The following is an 18,306-nucleotide window of genomic DNA, read 5'->3' as shown; positions in this document are numbered from 1 at the left end:
GGCCAGTGCGGTTGCATGCGGGCGAGCTTCTTGGCTACCCTGTGCCTGCCGCACGAGGAGAGGCCGCCGCGCCCTGCGCCCGCGCCTGCACCACACACACTCCAAAGGTACGAACATGAGAAAGAAACTGCCGGCCGCCGCCTGGATCCTGATCGCCATGGTGCTCGGCATCCTTGTCGGCTACATGATCTTCACGAGCTTTCCCGAGAAGAAGGCGGCCGCCGAGATCGCGGGCTACGTGTCGATCGTCTCCGACGTGTTCCTGCGCCTCATCAAGATGCTGATCGGCCCGCTGGTGTTCTCCACGCTGGTGGTGGGCATCGCGCACATGGGCGACGCCAAGTCAGTGGGCCGGGTGTTCGGCAAGTCGCTCGGCTGGTTCTTCACCGCGTCGCTGATCTCACTCGTCATCGGGCTCGTGATGGCCAACCTGCTGAAGCCCGGCGAGAACCTGGGCCTGCCGCTGCCCGACATCGGCTCCTCGGCCAACCTCGCGACGGCGAAGTTCACGCTCAAGGACTTCGTGAGCCACCTGGTGCCCAAGTCCTTCGCCGAAGCCATGGCCAACAACGAGATCCTGCAGATCGTGGTGTTCTCGATGTTCTTCGGCGTGGCCCTGGCCTCACTCGGCGAGAAGGCGAAGACGCTGGTGGCCGCGATCGACGAACTCTCGCACGCGATGCTCAAGATCACCGGCTACGTGATGAAGCTCGCACCGCTCGCGGTGATGGCCGCCATGGCCGCCACGGTGGCGGTCAACGGCCTGGGCATCCTGCTCAAGTTCGCGGTGTTCATGGGCGACTTCTACCTGGGGCTGTTCGTGCTCTGGGGCGTGCTGATCCTCGTGGGCCTGAGCTTCCTCGGCCGGCGCGTCTTCAAGCTGCTGGCGCTCATCAAGGAGGCCTTCCTGCTCTCGTTCGCCACCGCCAGTTCGGAGGCGGCCTATCCGAAGATCCTGCAGGCGCTCGACCGCTTCGGCGTAAAGCGCAAGATCTCGAGCTTCGTGATGCCGATGGGCTACTCGTTCAACCTCGACGGCTCGATGATGTACTGCACCTTCGCCGTGCTGTTCATCGCACAGGCCTACGGCATCCACATGCCCCTGAGCACGCAGATCACGATGCTGCTGATCCTGATGCTCACCTCCAAGGGCATGGCGGGCGTGCCGCGCGCCTCGCTGGTGGTGATCGCGGCCACGCTCAACCACTTCGACATCCCGGAAGCGGGCCTGCTGCTGATCCTCGGCGTGGACACCTTCCTCGACATGGGCCGCTCGGCGACCAACGCGGTGGGCAACTCCATCGCCACCGCGGTGGTGGCCAAGTGGGAGGGCGAGCTGCTCTCCGAGCGCGACGCCGCGATCAACGCCGAGGCACTCGATGCCGAGGCCGCGGCCACGCTCGCGCATCCCGCGAGCGCATGAGGCCCCCGATGAAGCCTGCCGCCGCCTTGCGGTCCTTTCTCGCCGGCATGCTCGCGGCGGCGGCGCTCGGCGCCCTGCCGGTGGCGGTGCAGGCGCAGCAGCTGCCGCCCGAGACATTGACCGGCACGCTCGCCAAGGCGCGCGAGGCCGGCAGCGTCGCGATCGGCTACCGCGCCTCGTCGGTGCCCTTCTCCTTCCTCGACCCGCGCGGGCAGCCCGTCGGCTATTCGATCGAACTCTGCCGCGCCCTGGTGACGGCCATGGAGGACGCGGTGCACAGGCCGCTGGCGATCCGCTGGGTGCCCGTGACCTCCGACAGCCGCCTGGAGGCGGTGGAGAGCGGCGCCGTCGACCTCGAATGCGGCTCCACCACCAACAACCTCGAACGGCAGAAGCGCGTGAGCTTCTCGCCGACCATCTTCGTCTCGGGCACCAAGGTGCTGGTGCGCAAGGGTTCGCCGATCCGCTCCTTCCGCGACCTCGCGGGCCGGCGCGTGGCCGTGACCGCCGGCACCACGAACGAGAAGGCGCTGCGCGAGCTGTCGCAGCGCTTCGCGCTCGCCATCGATCTGCGCGTGACGCGCGACCATGCCGACGGCTTCGCGCTCGTCAAGAGCGGACAGGCCGATGCCTTCGCGACCGACGACGTGCTGCTCTACGGCCTGCTCGCGCAGGAAGACGCCAGGGCCGGCTACGAGGTGGTCGGCGACTACCTTTCCTACGATCCCTACGGCATCGTCTACCGCAAGGGCGACCCGCAGCTCGCCAAGGTGGTCAACGATGCCTTCCAGGTGCTGGCGCAGGACGGCGAGATCGAGCGCCAGTACAAGCGCTGGTTCCTGCGCAAGCTGCCCACGGGCACCCGCATCGATCTGCCGATGAGCGCGCAGCTGCGGGCGATCATCGAGACGATGGCGGTGAAGGCCGCCGAGTAGCCGCTCAGCGCACGGGCCATTCCCAGCGCGGGATGTCGCCCATGTCGAGGTTCGCGATGCGGGTCTCGCCGAGCCGCTTGTCGAGCACCACCGACCGCAGACTGACGCTGCCCTGCGCGGCCTCCTCGAGTGCGGCGATGAGCCGCGACGCATGCGAGACCACGATCACCTGCGACTCGCGCGCGGCATGCGCGACCAGCCGGCCGAGCGCGGGCAGCAGGTCGGGGTGCAGGCTGGTCTCGGGCTCGTTGAGCACCAGCAGCGCGGGCGGCCGCGGCGTGAGCAGCGCGGCGATCCACAGCAGGTAGCGCAGCGTGCCGTCGGACAGTTCGGCGGCCGTCAGCGGACGCAGCAGGCCGTGCTGGTGCATCAGGGTCTCGAAGCGGTCCTGCGTGACCTGCACCTGGATGCGCGCGCCGGGAAAGGCGTCGTCCACTGCGCGGTCGAGCGCCTCGTCGTCGCCGATCTCGCGGATGGTCTGCAGCGCGGCGGCGAGGTCGGCGCCGTCGTCGGCCAGCACCGGGGTGTAAGTGCCGAGCTGCGGCTGGCGGGCGGGCGCGGCGGCGTCGGAGCGGAAATGGTCGTAGAAGCGCCAGGAGCGCATCTGCTCGCGCAGCGTGAGCATTTCGGGTGCGGCCTGCGGATCGGCGAACTCGGTCATCATGCTCGCGAAGTGCGCGATCGGCCGCCCCACCGAGACCCAGCTGCCGCTGCGCTCGCCGCGCAGACGGAGCGAGCCGCCCTTGCGGTCGACGAGCTGGGTGGAGGGACGCAGCAGCGGACCGCTCCAGATGGCCTCGTGCTTGATCTGCGGATCGCGGTTGAAGCGGCTGCCCTCGCGCGGAACCGGCAGGCCGATGTCGATCGCATAGCCGAAGTCCTCGGCCTGCGCGGGCGCGAAGCCCAGGCGCAGATTGACCGGCTCGCTGCGCGAGGTGCCCTGCACCGGCACCTCGCCGCGCAGCATGGCGGCGGAGAAGCGCTCCGGCCCGGCCCACAGCGTGGACGACAGCCCGCCCTCGCGCACCAGCGAGCGGATCACGCCGCCATTGGCGATGTCGGCGAGCAGGCGCATCGCCCGGTACACGCTCGACTTGCCGCTGCCATTGGGCCCCGTGACCACCGTGAGCTGCGCAAGCGGCACCACCAGCTGCCGCAGCGACCGATAGTTGGCAATGGCAAGCGCAGAGAGCATGGCGAAGGAAACCTTTTCGACCGTCCTTTCGCGTCCTTCGCGAACCCTTCGCGTCCTCCGCGTCCGGAAATCCGCGTTCTAGCTGGCTATTGACCGGTGCGCCTCAGGCGCCCGCAAGCTCGTCCGCGCGCGCCTGCGCGAGCGCGAAGTCCAGGTCGCCCGAATAGATGGCCCGGCCGCAGATCACGCCTTCGACGCCTTCCGGCTCGACCTCGCAGAGCTTGTCGATGTCGGCCATGTTCGAGAGGCCGCCCGAGGCGATCACCGGGATGGTCAGCGCCTGCGCGAGGCGGACCGTGGCCTCGATGTTGATGCCCGAGAGCATGCCGTCGCGGCCGATGTCGGTGTAGATGATCGACTCGACGCCGTAGTCCTCGAACTTCTTGCCGAGGTCGGCCACCTCGTGGCCCGTGAGCTTGCTCCAGCCGTCGGTCGCGACCTTGCCGTCCTTGGCGTCGAGGCCCACGATGATGTGGCCGCCGAAGGCGCTGCAGGCGTCCTTCAGGAAGCCGGGGTTCTTGACCGCGGCGGTGCCAATGATCACGTAGCGCAGCCCGTCGTCGATGTAGCGCTCGATGGTGTCGAGGTCGCGGATGCCGCCGCCCAGCTGCACCGGGATGTCGTCGCCCACCTCGCGCAGGATCGCCTTGATCGCCGCATGGTTCTGCGGCTTGCCGGCGAACGCGCCATTCAGGTCCACCAGGTGCAGGCGCCGCGCGCCGGCCTCGACCCATTTGCGCGCCATGGCCGCAGGGTCTTCGCTGAAGATGGTGGACTGGTCCATGTCGCCTTGCTTGAGGCGAACGCAGTGGCCGTCTTTGAGGTCGATCGCTGGGATGAGGAGCATGAAAGTTGCGCGAGAGGGCGAGGAAAGGGCTTCGAGCGACGAAGCCCAGGCGAGGGGATGGTGGTCAGGGGTTCCAGTGAAGGAAGTTTCGGTAGAGCTGCAACCCGTGGTCCGCACTCTTCTCGGGATGGAACTGGGTGGCAAAAATATTATCGCGTGCGATGGCGGCGGTAAAGCATGCCCCGTAATCCGACTCGCCCACGCTGTGCCGTGCGTCCGCCGGCCGCGCATAGAAGCTGTGGACGAAATAGAAGTAGCTCATGTCCGGCACGCCGGCCCACACGGCATGCGGCTGCGCCTGGCGCACCTGGTTCCAGCCCATCTGCGGCACCTTGAAGCGGCTGCCGTCGGGCTGCAGCCGGCCGGCCAGGTCGAACTTGACGACTTCGCCCGGGATGAGCCCGAGCCCGTCGGTCGGGCCCTCGTCACTGCGCGACAGGAGCATCTGCATGCCGACGCAGACGCCGAAGAGCGGCTTGCTCGCCGCGGCCTCGAGCACCGAATCGAGCAGGCCCGAGTCGCGCAGCTCGCGCATGCAGTCGGGCATGGCGCCCTGCCCCGGCAGCACCACGCGCGTGGCGCGGCGCACCACCTCCGGGTCGGAGGTGACGAACACCTCGACGCCCACCTGGTCGGCCGCATGCCGCACCGCCTGCGACACGGAGTGCAGGTTGCCCATGCCGTAGTCGACCACGGCGACGGTATTGGCTGCTACAGATTTCATAGCTTCGGGTCCGCGGCGCTCAGAGCGAGCCCTTGGTCGATGGGATCACGCCGGCCGAGCGCGGATCGAGTTCGAGCGCCGCGCGCAGGGCGCGCGCGAAGGCCTTGAACACGGTCTCGCACTGATGGTGCGCGTTCACGCCCTTGAGGTTGTCGATGTGCAGCGTGACGAAGGCGTGGTTCACGAAGCCCTGGAAGAACTCGTAGGTGAGCTGGCTGTCGAAGGTGCCGATCATGCCGCTCGTGAACGGCACGTGCATCTCCAGACCGGGGCGGCCGGAGAAATCGATCACCACGCGGCTCAGCGCCTCGTCGAGCGGCACGTAGGCATGGCCGTAGCGGCGGATGCCCTTCTTGTCGCCCACGGCCTTGGCCACGGCTTGGCCAAGCGTGATGCCCACGTCTTCCACCGTGTGGTGGCCGTCGATGTGCAGGTCGCCCTGGCAGTCGATCTCGAGGTCGATCAGCCCGTGGCGGGCGATCTGGTCGAGCATGTGGTCGAAGAAGCCGATGCCGGTCGACAGCCTGGCGCGGCCGGTGCCGTCGAGGTTGACGCTGACGGTGATCTTCGTCTCGGCGGTGTTGCGGGTGACCGATGCGGTGCGATCGGCGGTCTGGGGGGTGGTCATAGTGAGGCTTCGAGTGCCGCCAGCATGCGTGCGTTCTCGTCGGCGGTTCCGACGGTCAGGCGCAGGCAGTTTGCGAGCAGTTCGTGCATTTTAGAAACGTTCTTCACGAGGATCCCGCGGCTCTTAATGCCCTCGAAGGTCTTGCCGGCGTCGGGCACGCGCACCAGGATCATGTTGGCGTCGCTCGGCCAGGTCTTCACGCCCGGCAGGCGGCCCAGGCCCATCATGAGCCGGTGGCGCTCGTCGCGGATCTGCCGCGCCTGCGCCTCGAACACCTCGGCATGTTCGAGCGCGAACAGCGCGCACTCGCAGTTGAGCACGCTGATGTTGTAGGGCGGGCGCACCTTGTCGATCTCGGCGACCAGCGCGGCCGGCCCCATCAGGTAGCCGAGGCGGATGCCGGCCAGGCCGAACTTGCTGAGGGTGCGCATCAGCAGCACGTGGCCGTGCCGCGCGATGCGGTCGATGTAGCTCCTGGCGGCGAAGGGCTGGTAGGCCTCGTCGATCACCACCAGGCCGCCCTGTGCGCCCTGGGCTTCGACGATCCGCTCGATGGCGGCGTCGTCCCAGAGGTTGGCGGTCGGATTGTTCGGATAGGCGAGGTAGACGATGGCGGGCTGCTCGCGCGCGATTGCGGCCAGCATCGCGGCCTCGTCGAGTTCGAAATCGGCCGTGAGCGGCACGCCGACGAAACGCAGGCCCTGCAGCTGCGCGCTCATCGCGTACATCACGAAACCCGGCACGGGCGCGAGCACCGCGGCGCCGGGCTTGTCGCAGGCGATGGCCAGGAGCGAGATCAGTTCGTCGGAGCCATTGCCGAGCATCAGCGCGAAGCCCTCGGGCATCCGCGCGTGCGCGGCGAGCGCGCGCTGCAGCTCGGCGCCGCGCTCGCCCGGGTAGCGGTTGAGCGCCAGCGCGCCGAGCCGGGCGCCGAGCTCGGCCTGCAGCGCGGGCGGCAGGCCGAAGGGGTTCTCCATGGCGTCGAGCTTGACGAGGCCGCGCGCGTCCTGCACCGCATAGGCATGCATCGACTGCACGTCGCTGCGGATGCGGTCGATCGGGCGTGCGGAAGAAGAGGAAATGGTCATCGGGTGCAGCGGTAGCTGTTGCGGAGGGCGCCGGCCATGACCAGTTGCACGGGCATGTCGGCTTCGTAGCTGTCGGTGTTGCGGGTCAGCTCGGTCTGGTAGAGAGAGCGGGCCATGGCCGGCTCGAGGCGGCGGCCCTCGATGCAGAACAGCGGCTTCTGGCCGTTGCGCTGGGAGGCTTCCACGCCTTCGCGCAGGCCTTCGAGCACGCCGACGAGGTAGTAGCTCGCATAGGCCTTGCCGTCCTTCTCGCTGGCTTCGAGGGTGCGCAGTTCGCGGATGCTCATCGCATGCGCACTGCCGGCCGCGAGTGCGAGCAGGCATGCCGCACGCAGCGAACGATGGAAGCGGCGATCGGCCATCCTCTGCTTTCTGCTGCCGGCGTTCGGCTGGGCCTCAGACCCGGCGCAGGCGCATGCGCGCCGCTTCGGCGTGCGCCTGCAGGCCCTCGCCCTCCGCCAGCGTGACGGCGATCGGGCCGAGCACCTGCGCGCCGGCTTCGCTGACCTCGATGAGGCTGGAGCGCTTCTGGAAGTCGTAGACGCCGAGCGGGCTCGAGAAGCGCGCGGTGCCGCTGGTCGGCAGCACGTGGTTGGGGCCGGCGCAGTAGTCGCCCAGGCTCTCGCTCGTGAAGGCGCCGAGGAAGATCGCGCCGGCATGGCGCAGCAGCGGCTCCCAGCGGCCGGGCTCGCTGCTGCTGACCTCGAGGTGCTCGGGCGCGATGCGGTTGCTGATCTCGCAGGCCTCTTCCATGCTGCGGGTATGGATCAGCGCGCCGCGGCCGTTGAGCGAGGCGGCGATGATCTCGGCGCGCGGCATCGTGGGCAGCAGCCGGTCGATTTCGGCCTGCACGCGGTCGATGTAGGCGGCGTCGGGGCTGAGCAGGATGCTCTGGGCCAGCTCGTCGTGCTCGGCCTGGCTGAACAGGTCCATCGCGACCCACTCGGGCGGCGTGGTGCCGTCGGCCAACACCAAGATCTCGCTCGGGCCCGCGATCATGTCGATGCCCACGGTGCCGAACACGCGGCGCTTGGCGGCCGCGACATAGGCGTTGCCGGGGCCGGTGATCTTGTCGACCGCGGGAACGGTGGCGGTACCGTAGGCGAGCGCAGCGACGGCCTGGGCACCGCCGATCGTGAAGCCCCGCGTCACGCCGGCCACGTAGGCCGCGGCGAGCACCAGCGGGTTCTTCTCGCCGCCCGGCGTCGGCACGACCATGACGATCTCGCCCACGCCCGCGACGTGCGCGGGAATGGCGTTCATCAGCACGCTCGACGGATAGGCCGCCTTGCCGCCCGGCACGTAGATGCCGACGCGGTCGAGCGGCGTGACCTTCTGGCCGAGCAGCGTGCCGTCGGCATCGCGGTAGCTCCAGCTCTCGCCCGAGGCCTTCTTCTGCGCCTCGTGGTAGCTGCGCACGCGGCGCGCGGCGGATTCGAGCGCCTCGCGCTGCGCAGCGGGCAGCGCATCGAAAGCGGCCTTCAGCTCGGCCTGGGTCAGTTCCAGTTCGGGCAGCGTCTTCGCGCCGAGCCTGTCGAAGCGGTTCGTGTATTCGAGCACCGCCTCGTCGCCGCGCTTCTGCACATCGGCCAGGATGTCCGCCACCACCTTCTCGATGGCCGCGTCGGCGTCGGCGGACCAATGCAGCCGCGCCTTGAATTCAGCGTCGAAGGTGGCTGAAGTCGTGGACAGGCGGGCGGGGGCTGCTTTGGAGGTCATGGACTGAGATTCAGGCGGAAGAAGGAACGGCGGACGCGAAGGCGTCGATGATGCGGCGAATGGGCTCGCGCTTGAGCTTGAGCGCGGCCTGGTTCACCACCAGGCGCGCGCTGATGTCCATAATGCGCTCCACCTCGACCAGTTGGTTGGCCTTGAGCGTGTTGCCGGTCGAGACCAGGTCGACGATGGCGTCGGCCAGGCCCGTGAGCGGCGCGAGCTCCATGCTGCCGTAGAGCTTGATCAGGTCGACGTGCACGCCCTTGCTCGCGAAGAAATCGCGCGCCAGCCCCACGTACTTGGTCGCGACCTTGAGCCGCGAGCCTTGGCGCACGGCCGAGGCGTAGTCGTAGTCGGCGCGCACCGCCACGCTGAGGCGGCAGGCCGCGATGCGCAGGTCCAGCGGCTGGTACAGGCCCTGGTTGCCGTGCTCGAGCAGCACGTCGAGCCCGGTCACGCCGAGATCGGCGCCGCCGTACTGCACGTAGGTCGGCACGTCGGAGGCGCGCACCAGCACCACGCGCACGTCGGGGCGGCTGGTGCCGAGGATCAGCTTGCGCGACTTCTCGGGGTCTTCGGTGACCTCGATGCCGGCCGCGGCCAGCAGGGGCATCGTCTCTTCGAAGATGCGGCCCTTGGAGAGTGCCAGGGTGATCATGCGGCGGCTCCCGTCAGTCGTTCGATGTCGGCGCCGAGGCCGCGCAGCTTCGACTCCATGCGGTCGTAGCCGCGGTCGAGGTGGTAGATGCGGTCGACCAGCGTCTCGCCCTCGGCCACGAGGCCGGCGATCACGAGGCTGGCGGAGGCCCGCAGGTCGGTCGCCATCACGGTGGCGCCCGAGAGCTGCTGCACGCCTTCGACCATCGCCACCTTGCCTTCGACGTGGATCTGCGCGCCCAGGCGCACCATTTCGTTCACGTGCATGAAGCGGTTCTCGAAGATGGTCTCGGTGACCATCGAGGCGCCGCGCGCGATCACGTTGAGCGCCATGAACTGCGCCTGCATGTCGGTCGGGAAGCCCGGGTATTCGGTGGTGCTGAAGCTCTGCGCCTTCAGGTGCGCGTGGGCCGGTCCCCTGGCGCTGATGCGCACGCCGTCGGCTTCGGATTCGACGGTGCAGCCGGCGTCGCGCAGCTTGTCGATCACCGCGTCGAGGTGGTCGCCGCGCGCGTGGCGCAGAAAGGCCTCGCCGCCCGTGGCCGCGACGGCGCAGAGGAAGGTGCCGGCTTCGATGCGGTCGGCCACCACGGCGTGCTCGCAGCCGTGGAGCTTGTCGACGCCCTGGATGCGGATGTGGCTGGTGCCGTGGCCTTCGATCTTCGCGCCCATGCGGATCAGCATCTCGGCCAGGTCGACGATCTCCGGCTCCTGCGCGGCGTTCTCGAGCAGCGTTTCGCCCTCGGCCAGCGCGGCGGCCATCAGGAAGTTCTCGGTGCCCGTGACCGTGACCATGTCGGTCAGGATGCGCGCGCCCTTGAGCCGCGTGCGCCCGGCCGGCAGCTTCGCGAGCATGTAGCCGTGCTCGACCGCGATCTCGGCGCCCATCGCCTGCAGCCCCTTGATGTGCTGGTCCACCGGTCGCGAGCCGATGGCGCAGCCGCCGGGCAGCGACACCTTGGCATGGCCGAAGCGGGCCAGCAGCGGGCCCAGCGCCAGCACCGAGGCGCGCATGGTCTTGACCAGCTCGTAGGGGGCCTCCGGATGGGTCAGGTCGCCGGCGTCGAGTCGCACGGTGCCGTTGTCGTCGCGCTCGGCCGCCACGCCCATGTTGCGCACGAGCTTGAGCATGGTCGAGACGTCCTGCAGCCGCGGCACGTTGTGCAGCACCACGGGCTGGTCGGTCAGAAGCGCCGCGCACAGTTCGGGCAGCGCGGCGTTCTTGGCGCCGGAAATGAGTACCTCGCCGCGAAGCTGGCGCCCGCCGCGAATCAGAAGCTTGTCCATCAGGAGTCCAGCGAATTGAGCCGCTTCGGCGGCAGTTACTTGCTTACTTGTCGATCGCCGCCCATTCGGCCGGCGTGTAGGTCTTCATCGAGAGCGCATGCACCTCGTCGGTGTGCATTTTCGCACCGAGGGTGGCGTAGACCCGCTGGTGGCGCTGGATCGCGCGCTTGCCCTCGAATTCCGCCGAGACGATGGTGGCGTACCAATGTCGGCCGTCGCCTTCGAGCGTGATGTGCTCGCAGGGCAGATGGGACTGGATCAGGGCCTTGAGTTCTTCGGCGGTCATGGGATGTGCAATGGCCGTTCAGCCACGGATTTTGTAGCCGATCTTCAGCAGATGGACGGCGATCGCGCTGACCGCCAGCCAGGCGGCACCGACGATGCCCAGGCTGAGCCACGGCGAGGCGTCGCTGACGCCGAAGAAGCCGTAGCGGAAGCCGTCGATCATGTAGAAGAACGGGTTGAGGTGGCTCACGCCCTGCCAGAACGGCGGCAGCGAAGCGATCGAATAGAACACGCCCGAGAGGAAAGTCATGGGCATGATCAGGAAGTTCTGGAACACCGCCATCTGGTCGAACTTCTCCGCCCAGAGACCCGCGATGAGCCCCAGCGTGCCGAGCATCGCGGAACCCAGCAGCGCGAACGCCAGGATCCACAGCGGCGCGACGAAGCTCGGCACCGCGAAGAACAGGGTGACCAGGAACACGCCGAGCCCCACGGCCAGCCCGCGGATCACCGACGAGCCCACGTAGGCGAAGAACCAGCCCCAGTGCGACAGCGGCGTGAGCAGCACGAAGACCAGGTTGCCCATGATCTTGCTCTGGATGATCGAGGACGAGCTGTTGGCGAAGGCGTTCTGCAGCACGCTCATCATCACCAGGCCCGGAATCAGGAAGGCGGTGTAGCCGACCGAGCCGTAGACCTTGACGTGGTCCTCGAGCACGTGGCCGAACACCATCAGGTAGAGCAGCGCGGTCAGCACCGGCGCGCCGACGGTCTGGAAGCCCACCTTCCAGAAGCGCAGCGTCTCCTTGTAGAGCAGCGCGCGCCACCCCGTAACAGCCATCATGGAGCCCCCTTGCTCGGCACTGCGTGTCCTCGCTGCCCCCCGAGGGGGCGCTTCGCTTGCTTGGGGCGGCCCGGCGCGGCGCTCATCTCGACACCTCCAGCGGCGTCTGCTCGCCCGCCATCAGGTCGATGAACACATCCTCGAGGTCGGCCTTGCGCATTTCGACGTCTTCCACCACCACGCCGGCCTCGCGGATCGCGGCCAGCAACTGTTCGACCTCGTGCGCGTTCTGCGCCGGCAGCTGCACGATGCGCCCGGTGATGCGCGCATGCTGTGCGATGGACCAGGGCAGCATGGCGTCGGTCTTGAAGCGCAGCACGTTGCTCGCGGCGGACTTGAGCAGCTCGCTGGTGCGGTCGAGCGCGATCACGCGGCCGAGCTTGAGCATCGCGATGCGGCTGCACAGCGCCTCGGCTTCCTCGAGGTAATGGGTGGTGAGCAGCACGGTGCTGCCCTGCTTGTTGAGCCGGGCGACGAACTGCCAGAGCGTCTGGCGCAGCTCGACGTCGACGCCCGCCGTGGGCTCGTCGAGCACGATCACCTGCGGCTTGTGCACGAGTGCCTGCGCCACCAGCACGCGGCGCTTCATGCCGCCCGAGAGCTGGCGCATGTTGGCGGTGGCCTTGTCGGCCAGGCCCAGGCTCTGCAGCAGCTCGTCGATCCAGGCCTCGTTGTTGGTGATGCCGAAGTAGCCCGACTGGATGCGCAGCGACTCGCGCACGTTGAAGAAGGGATCGAACACCAGCTCCTGCGGCACGATGCCCAGCTGGCGCCGCGCCTCGGCATAGTCGCGCTGCACGTCGAAGCCGTGGACGCTGATCGCGCCCGCGGTGGGCCGCGAGAGCCCGGCGAGCATGCTGATCAGCGTGGTCTTGCCGGCGCCGTTCGGGCCGAGCAGGCCGAAGAACTCGCCCTCCTCGATCTGGAAGCTGACTTCGTCGACCGCGCGCAGCCCCTGCTTGCCTTGGGCCCGCTGTTGCCTGGAGGGAGGATAGGTCTTGGAGACCGACTGGAATGAGATCGCGGGCATGAGAGCCGGCGATTTTACGGGCCCGCCCGCCAGCGCGCTGGCCGCGGGCCGGATGCCCTGCGGCGGCGCCGGCCGCGGCCGGGCCGCCAACCGATCAGGGCGCCGCGGGCAGCAGGCTCGCCACGCCGTACAGCGCCGCCAGTTCGCGCAGCCGCGACGGCAGCCCCTTGACCGCGAAGCCGCGGCCGATGGCGCTGGATTCGCGCCGGCATTCGAGCAGCACCGCCAGCGCCGACGAATCGAACTGCACGAGCGCGCTCGCATCGACCACGGTGGAGGTGTCGGTCTGCCCCGCCAGCCCCTGCTGCAACATGCGCATGCAGGCCGGGGCGTCGTCGTGGGTGAGCTTGGAGGGCAGCACCAGCATGGCGGTCAGCTCTTGCCGTTGCCCTTGTTGCGGGCCGCCAGCGCCGAGATCAGGCCGTCGATGCCGCGGGCGTTGATTTCCTGCGCGAACTGGGTGCGGTAGGTGTCGACCAGCCACACGCCGAGCACATTGAGGTTGTAGACCTTCCAGCCGCCGCCCTGGCCCGGCGTCTTCTCCAGGCGGTAGTCGAGCTGGACCGGGTCGCCGCGGCCCCTGACCTCCGTGCGGATCAGCACCTCGGTGTCTTCGGGCGAGCCGCGGAACGGGCGCACGGTCACGGTCTGGTCGCTCACCTGGTCGAGCGCGCCCGCGTAGGTGCGCACCAGCAGCGTTTTGAATTCTTCCTGCAGCCGCTTCTGCTGCTCCGGGGTCGCCTGACGCCAGGCCGGTCCGACCGCGGAGGCCGTCATGCGCTGGAAGTTGACGTTCGGCATGATCTTGCTGTCGACCAGCACCATGATCTTGTTGATGTCGCCGGCCTTGATCGAGGTGTCGGCCTTGATCGTCTCGAGCACGTCGGTCGACAGCCGCTTCACGAGCGCATCGGGCGCCTCGTCGGCCGCATGGGCCGGGCGCACGAAGGCGGTGGCGGCACCCACGAGCAGCACGCTGGCGAGCATCAGGCGGCCGAAGCCGCGTCGTTGCAAGATCTTGTAGTCCATCAGATTCCCCTCAGGTTTTTGAAAGTCCGGCCGGCCACGGCACCAGGGCAGCGGCCATTCCGGAAGAACGTGTTCGACGGGTCGGCAGCCGACCGGGTTCCCAAAGCCCAGGTGAAGCCTTGAAACCGGATGCAAGCGGATCGGCCTGCATCGGCCGGCGTTCAGCCGCTTTTTGCGCCGATCTACTTGCCGCCTTCGTTGTCGTCCGGCGGATTGCCGTCATAGACGTCGCTGCGGCGATGCTGCAGGTAGGCGTCGCGCGTGAAGGTGTACTTGTCGAGCGCGGCATCGTCGAGCAGGCGGCCGGCGCGCAGGTACCTGGCGCGGGTGTCGACCACCTCGAGTACCGAGAGCGAATTGCGCCAGGCGACGTCGTTCATGTTGCCGATCACATTGCCCGCGCGGTCGACCGGCAGCGCCGCGGTGTCGCGCAGCGTCGACGGACCGAGCAGCGGCAGCACCACGTACGGGCCCGCCCCCACGCCCCAGCGGCCGAGCGTCTGGCCGAAGTCTTCCTCGTGGCGATGGATGCCTGCCTCGGTCGCAATGTCCAGCAGCCCGCCGAGCCCGAAGAAGGTGTTCACGTTCAGGCGCATGAAGGTCTCGGCGCTGTCCTGCAGCTTGAGCTGGGCCACGTTGTTGGCCAGGCTCCAGACGTCGCCGATGTTGCCGAAGAAGTTGGTCACCCCGGTGCGCACCATCGAGGGCAGCGTGCGCTCGTAGGCCGTGGCCACGGGCACCAGGACCGCGTCGTCCACCGCCTGGTTGAAGCGCGTGACACCGCGGTTGAACGGCTCGAAGGGATCGGCCGGATTGGCCTGCGGGCCGCTCGCGCATCCTGCGAAAAGGACGAGGGCGGCGGAAATGCCCATCCAGCGGGCGAAGTTTGCTAGCTTGCTTGTAGCACCAGGGACAAGGGGGGGCGTTGTTTTCATTTCTTGTTCGGGGTTCCGGGCGTCGAAGTGCTTCCTTCGGCCGCCTTGCTGTAGAGAAACTGGCTGATCAGGTTTTCAAGCACCACGGCCGACTGGGTCGCGGTGATCGTGTCGCCGGCCTGCATGCGCTTCTCGTCGTAGCCCGCCTCGATTCCGATGTACTGCTCGCCGAGCAGGCCACTGGTCAGGATCTTGAGCGAGCTGTCCTTCGGAAAACTGTAACGGTTTTGCAAAGCCAGCGTGACGTCGGCCTGAAAGGTCTTGTCGTTGAACGTGATCGATTCCACCCGGCCGACCACCACGCCGGCGCTCTTGACCGCCGTCTGCGGCTTGAGCCCGCCGATGTTGTCGAAGCGCGCGACCACGTTGTAGGTCTTCTGGAAATTCAGGCTCAGCAGGTTGGCCGACTGCAGCGCGAGAAACAGCAGCGCTGCGCCGCCGATCAGGACGAACAGGCCGACCCAGATGTCGTTGTTGGAACGTTGCATGGTTGCACTCTCTAGAACGATGGAGCCGCGGCTCCCTCAAATACTGAACATCATGGCGGTGAGCAGGAAGTCGAGCCCCAGCACCGACAGCGACGCCATCACCACGGTGCGGGTGGTGGCGCGCGACACGCCTTCGGGCGTGGGCTGCGCCTCGTAGCCCTGCAGCAGCGCGATGAAGCTCACGGTGAAGCCGAACACGATGCTCTTGATCACGCCGTTGCCCACGTCGCGCCACACGTCGACGCCGGCCTGCATCTGTCCCCAGAAGGCGCCCGGATCGACGCCGAGCATCAGCACGCCGACCACGTAGCCGCCCATGATGCCGACCGCGCTGAACACCGCGGCCAGCAGCGGCATGGTGATGACGCCGGCCCAGAAGCGCGGCGCCAGGATGCGGCGCACCGGATCGACCGCCATCATCTCCATCGCGCTGAGCTGCTCGCCGGCCTTCATGAGGCCGATCTCCGCCGTCAGCGAGGTGCCGGCGCGCCCCGTGAAGAGCAGCGCCGCGACCACCGGCCCGAGTTCGCGCACCAGGCTCAGCGTGACGAGCAGGCCGAGCGCCTCGGACGAACCGTAGCGCTGCAGCGCGTAGTACATCTGCAGCCCGAGCACGAAGCCCACGAAGAGGCCCGACACCGCGATGATGGCGAGCGAGTAGTTGCCCAGGAAGTGGATCTGGTCGCGCACCAGGCCGAAGCGCCGCAGGCTCTGCGCGCCCTGCACCGCCAGGCGCACGAACAGCCTGGCGCCATGGCCCAGGTCGGCGAGCTTGCTGCGCACTGCATAGCCGACGTCGGCGGGTTTCCACCAGCTCATGAACGGCCTCCCTGGGGATCGAAATCCTCTTCGATGCCGACGCCCGGGTAATGGAAATGCACCGGCCCGTCGGGCAGCGCATGGACGAACTGGTGCACCAGCGGATCGTCGCTGCCGCGCACTTCGTCGGGCGTGCCCTGGGCGGCAATGCGGCCGTTGGCGAGGATGACGACGTGGTCGGCGATGCGGAAGGTCTCTTCCAGGTCGTGCGACACGATGATGCTCGTGAGGCCGAGGGTGTCGTTGAGCCGGCGGATCAGCCGCGCCGCGGTGCCGAGGGAGATCGGGTCGAGGCCGGCGAAAGGCTCGTCGTACATCACCAGGTCGGGATCGAGCGCGATCGCGCGCGCCAGCGCCACCCGCCGCGCCATGCCGCCGGAGACTTCGCTCGGCATCAGGTCGCGCGCGCCGCGCAGGCCCACGGCGTCGAGCTTCATCAGCACGATGTCGCGCACCAGCGGCTCGGGCAGCTGGGTGTGCTCGCGCAGCGGAAACGCCACGTTGTCGAACACGCTCATGTCGGTGAACAGCGCGCCGAACTGGAACAGCATGCCCATGCGGCGCCGCGCCGCGTACATGGCCGCGGCGTCGAACTTGCCGACATCGTGGCCGTCGAACAACACTTCGCCGCGCTGCGCCCGCTGCTGGCCGCCGACGAGCCGCAGCACCGTCGTCTTGCCGCCGCCGGAGGCGCCCATCAGGGCCGTGACCTTGCCGCGCGGCACCGAGAACGACACACCGCCGAGGATCGCGCGTGCGCCGTAGCCGAACGTGACGTCGCGGAACTCGACAAAAGGATGTGGCTGTGCGGCTGGGTCCATCTCAATAAAAAAGCCGGGTACCCTTTCAGGCATCCCGGCGTGCGGTTTCCGCGAATGATAGCGGGACCGCGACGGGCCCCGCGAAATTGAAACAAAAATCTCAGCGCGGGAGGTCGCTGAAACCCATCAGGAACTCGTCGACCGAGCGCGCGGCCTGACGGCCCTCGCGGATCGCCCACACCACGAGCGACTGGCCGCGGCGCATGTCGCCCGCCGCGAACACCTTGGGCACGTTGGTGGCATAGCCGCCGACGAAGTCGACCGTCGCCTTGGCATTGCCGCGCGCGTCCTTGTCGACGCCGAAGGCATCGAGCACGCTCGCCACCGGGCTCACGAAGCCCATCGCCAGCAGCACGAGGTCGGCCTTGAGCACCTGCTCGCTGCCCGCGATCTCCTGCATCCGGCCGTCCTTCCACTCGACGCGCACGGTCTTCAGGCCGGTGACCTTGCCCTTTTCGCCGATGAATTCCTTGGTCGAGATCGCGAACTCGCGCTCGCAGCCTTCCTCGTGGCTCGAGCTGGTGCGCAGCTTGATCGGCCAGTAGGGCCAGGTCAGCGGACGGTTCTCCTCCTCGGGCGGCTGGGGCATCAGCTCGAACTGGGTGACGCTGACCGCGCCATGGCGGTTGCTGGTGCCCACGCAGTCGGAGCCGGTGTCGCCGCCGCCGATCACGATCACGTGCTTGCCGTCGGCGCGCAGCTGGCCCTTGACCTTGTCGCCGGCGTTGACGCGGTTCTGCTGCGGCAGGAACTCCATCGCGAAATGGATGCCGTCGAGGTCGCGGCCCGGCACCGGCAGGTCGCGCGACTGCTCGGCGCCGCCGGTGAGCAGCACGGCGTCGAATTCCTTCTGCAGCTGCTCGGGCGTGACGGTTTCCTTCGCGAGGTTGGTCACCTTGGAGCCCTTGCCGAGCGGCTCCTTCGCGGCGCCGACGATCACGCCGGTGCGGAAGGTCACGCCTTCGGCCTTCATCTGCTCGACGCGGCGGTCGATGTGCGACTTCTCCATCTTGAAGTCGGGGATGCCGTAGCGCAGCAGGCCGCCGATGCGGTCGTTCTTCTCGAACAGCGTCACGTCGTGGCCGGCGCGTGCGAGCTGCTGCGCCGCGGCCATGCCGGCGGGACCGGAGCCCACGACCGCGACCTTCTTGCCGGTCTTGTGCTTGGCCACGCGCGGTGCGACCCAGCCTTCGTCCCAGGCGCGGTCGATGATCGCGTGCTCCAGCGACTTGATGCCGACCGGATCGTCGTTCACGTTGAGCACGCAGGCGGCCTCGCACGGTGCGGGGCAGATGCGGCCGGTGAACTCCGGGAAGTTGTTGGTCGAATCGAGCACCGCGAAGGCGTTCTGCCAGTCGTTGCGGTACACGAGGTCGTTGAAGTCCGGAATGATGTTGTTGACCGGGCAGCCGCTGTTGCAGAAGGGCGTGCCGCAGTCCATGCAGCGCGCGCCCTGCACCTTCGCCTGCTCGGTGTTCAGGCCGATGACGAATTCCTTGTAGTGCTTGAGGCGCTCCTCGACCGGGCGGTAGCCCTCCTCGATGCGCTCATGCTCCAGGAAGCCGGTGATCTTTCCCATCGTGATGTTCCTTTGTTGTGTCTTCGTTCACCCGGG

General features: G+C 68.1%; 21 protein-coding genes. 2 read left to right on the top strand and 19 right to left on the bottom strand.

The features are described 5' to 3' along the window. Positions 1-115 precede the first annotated feature (115 nt). Together M2165_RS14810 and M2165_RS14805 are read left to right on the top strand one after the other, a co-directional pair. On the top strand, positions 116-1,423 hold the full coding sequence (locus M2165_RS14810; RefSeq protein WP_280815369.1) for a dicarboxylate/amino acid:cation symporter: 1,308 nt from the start codon (positions 116-118) through the stop codon (positions 1,421-1,423). Positions 1,424-1,431: 8 nt separating this feature from the next. After that, a complete protein-coding gene (locus tag M2165_RS14805) occupies positions 1,432-2,358 on the top strand; it encodes an amino acid ABC transporter substrate-binding protein (protein WP_280815368.1) in 927 nt (308 codons plus the stop codon). A 4-nt stretch (positions 2,359-2,362) separates the two neighbouring features. Here M2165_RS14805 and M2165_RS14800 read toward each other — a convergent pair whose 3' ends face one another. From M2165_RS14800 to M2165_RS14710, 19 genes are all read right to left on the bottom strand, one after another. Beyond that, positions 2,363-3,553 carry an AAA family ATPase gene (locus M2165_RS14800; protein WP_280815367.1) on the bottom strand — a complete coding sequence of 397 codons (1,191 nt, stop codon included), beginning with the start codon at positions 3,551-3,553 and terminating at the stop codon, positions 2,363-2,365. Positions 3,554-3,656: 103 nt separating this feature from the next. Beyond that, positions 3,657-4,400, bottom strand: coding sequence for a 1-(5-phosphoribosyl)-5-[(5-phosphoribosylamino)methylideneamino]imidazole-4-carboxamide isomerase (gene hisA / locus M2165_RS14795; protein ID WP_280815366.1), 744 nt, complete (start codon positions 4,398-4,400; stop codon positions 3,657-3,659). A gap of 64 nt (positions 4,401-4,464) precedes the next feature. After that, complete coding sequence (gene hisH / locus M2165_RS14790; RefSeq protein WP_280815365.1) at positions 4,465-5,124, bottom strand: imidazole glycerol phosphate synthase subunit HisH; 660 nt, start codon at positions 5,122-5,124, stop codon at positions 4,465-4,467. A gap of 19 nt (positions 5,125-5,143) precedes the next feature. Continuing rightward, complete coding sequence (gene hisB / locus M2165_RS14785) at positions 5,144-5,752, bottom strand: imidazoleglycerol-phosphate dehydratase HisB (protein ID WP_280815364.1); 609 nt, start codon at positions 5,750-5,752, stop codon at positions 5,144-5,146. Next, positions 5,749-6,840 carry a histidinol-phosphate transaminase gene (gene hisC, locus M2165_RS14780; protein ID WP_280815363.1) on the bottom strand — a complete coding sequence of 364 codons (1,092 nt, stop codon included), beginning with the start codon at positions 6,838-6,840 and terminating at the stop codon, positions 5,749-5,751. Before hisC ends, hisB begins: the two co-directional genes overlap by 4 nt. Next, positions 6,837-7,202: a hypothetical protein gene (locus M2165_RS14775; RefSeq protein WP_280815362.1), complete on the bottom strand. Its 366-nt coding sequence runs from the start codon at positions 7,200-7,202 to the stop codon at positions 6,837-6,839. Before M2165_RS14775 ends, hisC begins: the two co-directional genes overlap by 4 nt. Before the next feature lie 34 nt (positions 7,203-7,236). Next, complete coding sequence (hisD, locus tag M2165_RS14770; protein WP_280815361.1) at positions 7,237-8,559, bottom strand: histidinol dehydrogenase; 1,323 nt, start codon at positions 8,557-8,559, stop codon at positions 7,237-7,239. A gap of 10 nt (positions 8,560-8,569) precedes the next feature. Then, positions 8,570-9,214 (bottom strand): ATP phosphoribosyltransferase, encoded by a 645-nt coding sequence (gene hisG / locus M2165_RS14765; protein WP_280815360.1) that lies wholly within the window; start codon positions 9,212-9,214, stop codon positions 8,570-8,572. Then, on the bottom strand, positions 9,211-10,500 hold the full coding sequence (gene murA, locus M2165_RS14760; protein WP_280815359.1) for a UDP-N-acetylglucosamine 1-carboxyvinyltransferase: 1,290 nt from the start codon (positions 10,498-10,500) through the stop codon (positions 9,211-9,213). The genes hisG and murA overlap by 4 nt, the downstream gene beginning before the upstream one ends. 43 nt (positions 10,501-10,543) lie before the next feature. Further along, positions 10,544-10,786 (bottom strand): BolA family protein, encoded by a 243-nt coding sequence (locus M2165_RS14755; RefSeq protein ID WP_280815358.1) that lies wholly within the window; start codon positions 10,784-10,786, stop codon positions 10,544-10,546. A gap of 18 nt (positions 10,787-10,804) precedes the next feature. Continuing rightward, complete coding sequence (locus M2165_RS14750) at positions 10,805-11,569, bottom strand: ABC transporter permease (protein WP_280815357.1); 765 nt, start codon at positions 11,567-11,569, stop codon at positions 10,805-10,807. An 82-nt stretch (positions 11,570-11,651) separates the two neighbouring features. Beyond that, complete coding sequence (locus M2165_RS14745) at positions 11,652-12,599, bottom strand: ABC transporter ATP-binding protein (RefSeq protein WP_280815356.1); 948 nt, start codon at positions 12,597-12,599, stop codon at positions 11,652-11,654. 94 nt (positions 12,600-12,693) lie between these two features. After that, positions 12,694-12,966, bottom strand: a complete 273-nt coding sequence (locus M2165_RS14740) for an STAS domain-containing protein (RefSeq protein ID WP_280815355.1) — start codon at positions 12,964-12,966, stop codon at positions 12,694-12,696. Positions 12,967-12,971: 5 nt separating this feature from the next. Beyond that, entirely contained in the window at positions 12,972-13,628 is a 657-nt protein-coding gene (locus M2165_RS14735; RefSeq protein WP_280815354.1) for an ABC transporter substrate-binding protein, read from the bottom strand. Between the two features lie 182 nt (positions 13,629-13,810). After that, positions 13,811-14,563: a VacJ family lipoprotein gene (locus M2165_RS14730; RefSeq protein WP_280815353.1), complete on the bottom strand. Its 753-nt coding sequence runs from the start codon at positions 14,561-14,563 to the stop codon at positions 13,811-13,813. Further along, positions 14,560-15,051 carry an outer membrane lipid asymmetry maintenance protein MlaD gene (gene mlaD, locus M2165_RS14725; RefSeq protein ID WP_280815352.1) on the bottom strand — a complete coding sequence of 164 codons (492 nt, stop codon included), beginning with the start codon at positions 15,049-15,051 and terminating at the stop codon, positions 14,560-14,562. The genes M2165_RS14730 and mlaD overlap by 4 nt, the downstream gene beginning before the upstream one ends. 36 nt (positions 15,052-15,087) lie before the next feature. Beyond that, the gene (gene mlaE, locus M2165_RS14720) at positions 15,088-15,870 is read right to left on the bottom strand and encodes a lipid asymmetry maintenance ABC transporter permease subunit MlaE (RefSeq protein WP_280815351.1); all 783 of its coding nucleotides are present in this window, start codon (positions 15,868-15,870) and stop codon (positions 15,088-15,090) included. Further along, entirely contained in the window at positions 15,867-16,691 is an 825-nt protein-coding gene (locus M2165_RS14715) for an ABC transporter ATP-binding protein (RefSeq protein WP_280815350.1), read from the bottom strand. Before M2165_RS14715 ends, mlaE begins: the two co-directional genes overlap by 4 nt. A gap of 100 nt (positions 16,692-16,791) precedes the next feature. Next, positions 16,792-18,270 carry a glutamate synthase subunit beta gene (locus tag M2165_RS14710; RefSeq protein WP_280815349.1) on the bottom strand — a complete coding sequence of 493 codons (1,479 nt, stop codon included), beginning with the start codon at positions 18,268-18,270 and terminating at the stop codon, positions 16,792-16,794. Between the last annotated feature and the right edge of the window lie 36 nt (positions 18,271-18,306).

This window comes from Variovorax sp. TBS-050B (assembly GCF_029893635.1).
Taxonomy (GTDB): Bacteria; Pseudomonadota; Gammaproteobacteria; order Burkholderiales; family Burkholderiaceae_C; genus Variovorax.
The sequence above is the reverse complement of the archived record's forward strand: the minus strand, read 5'-3'. Positions and strand labels throughout refer to the sequence as shown.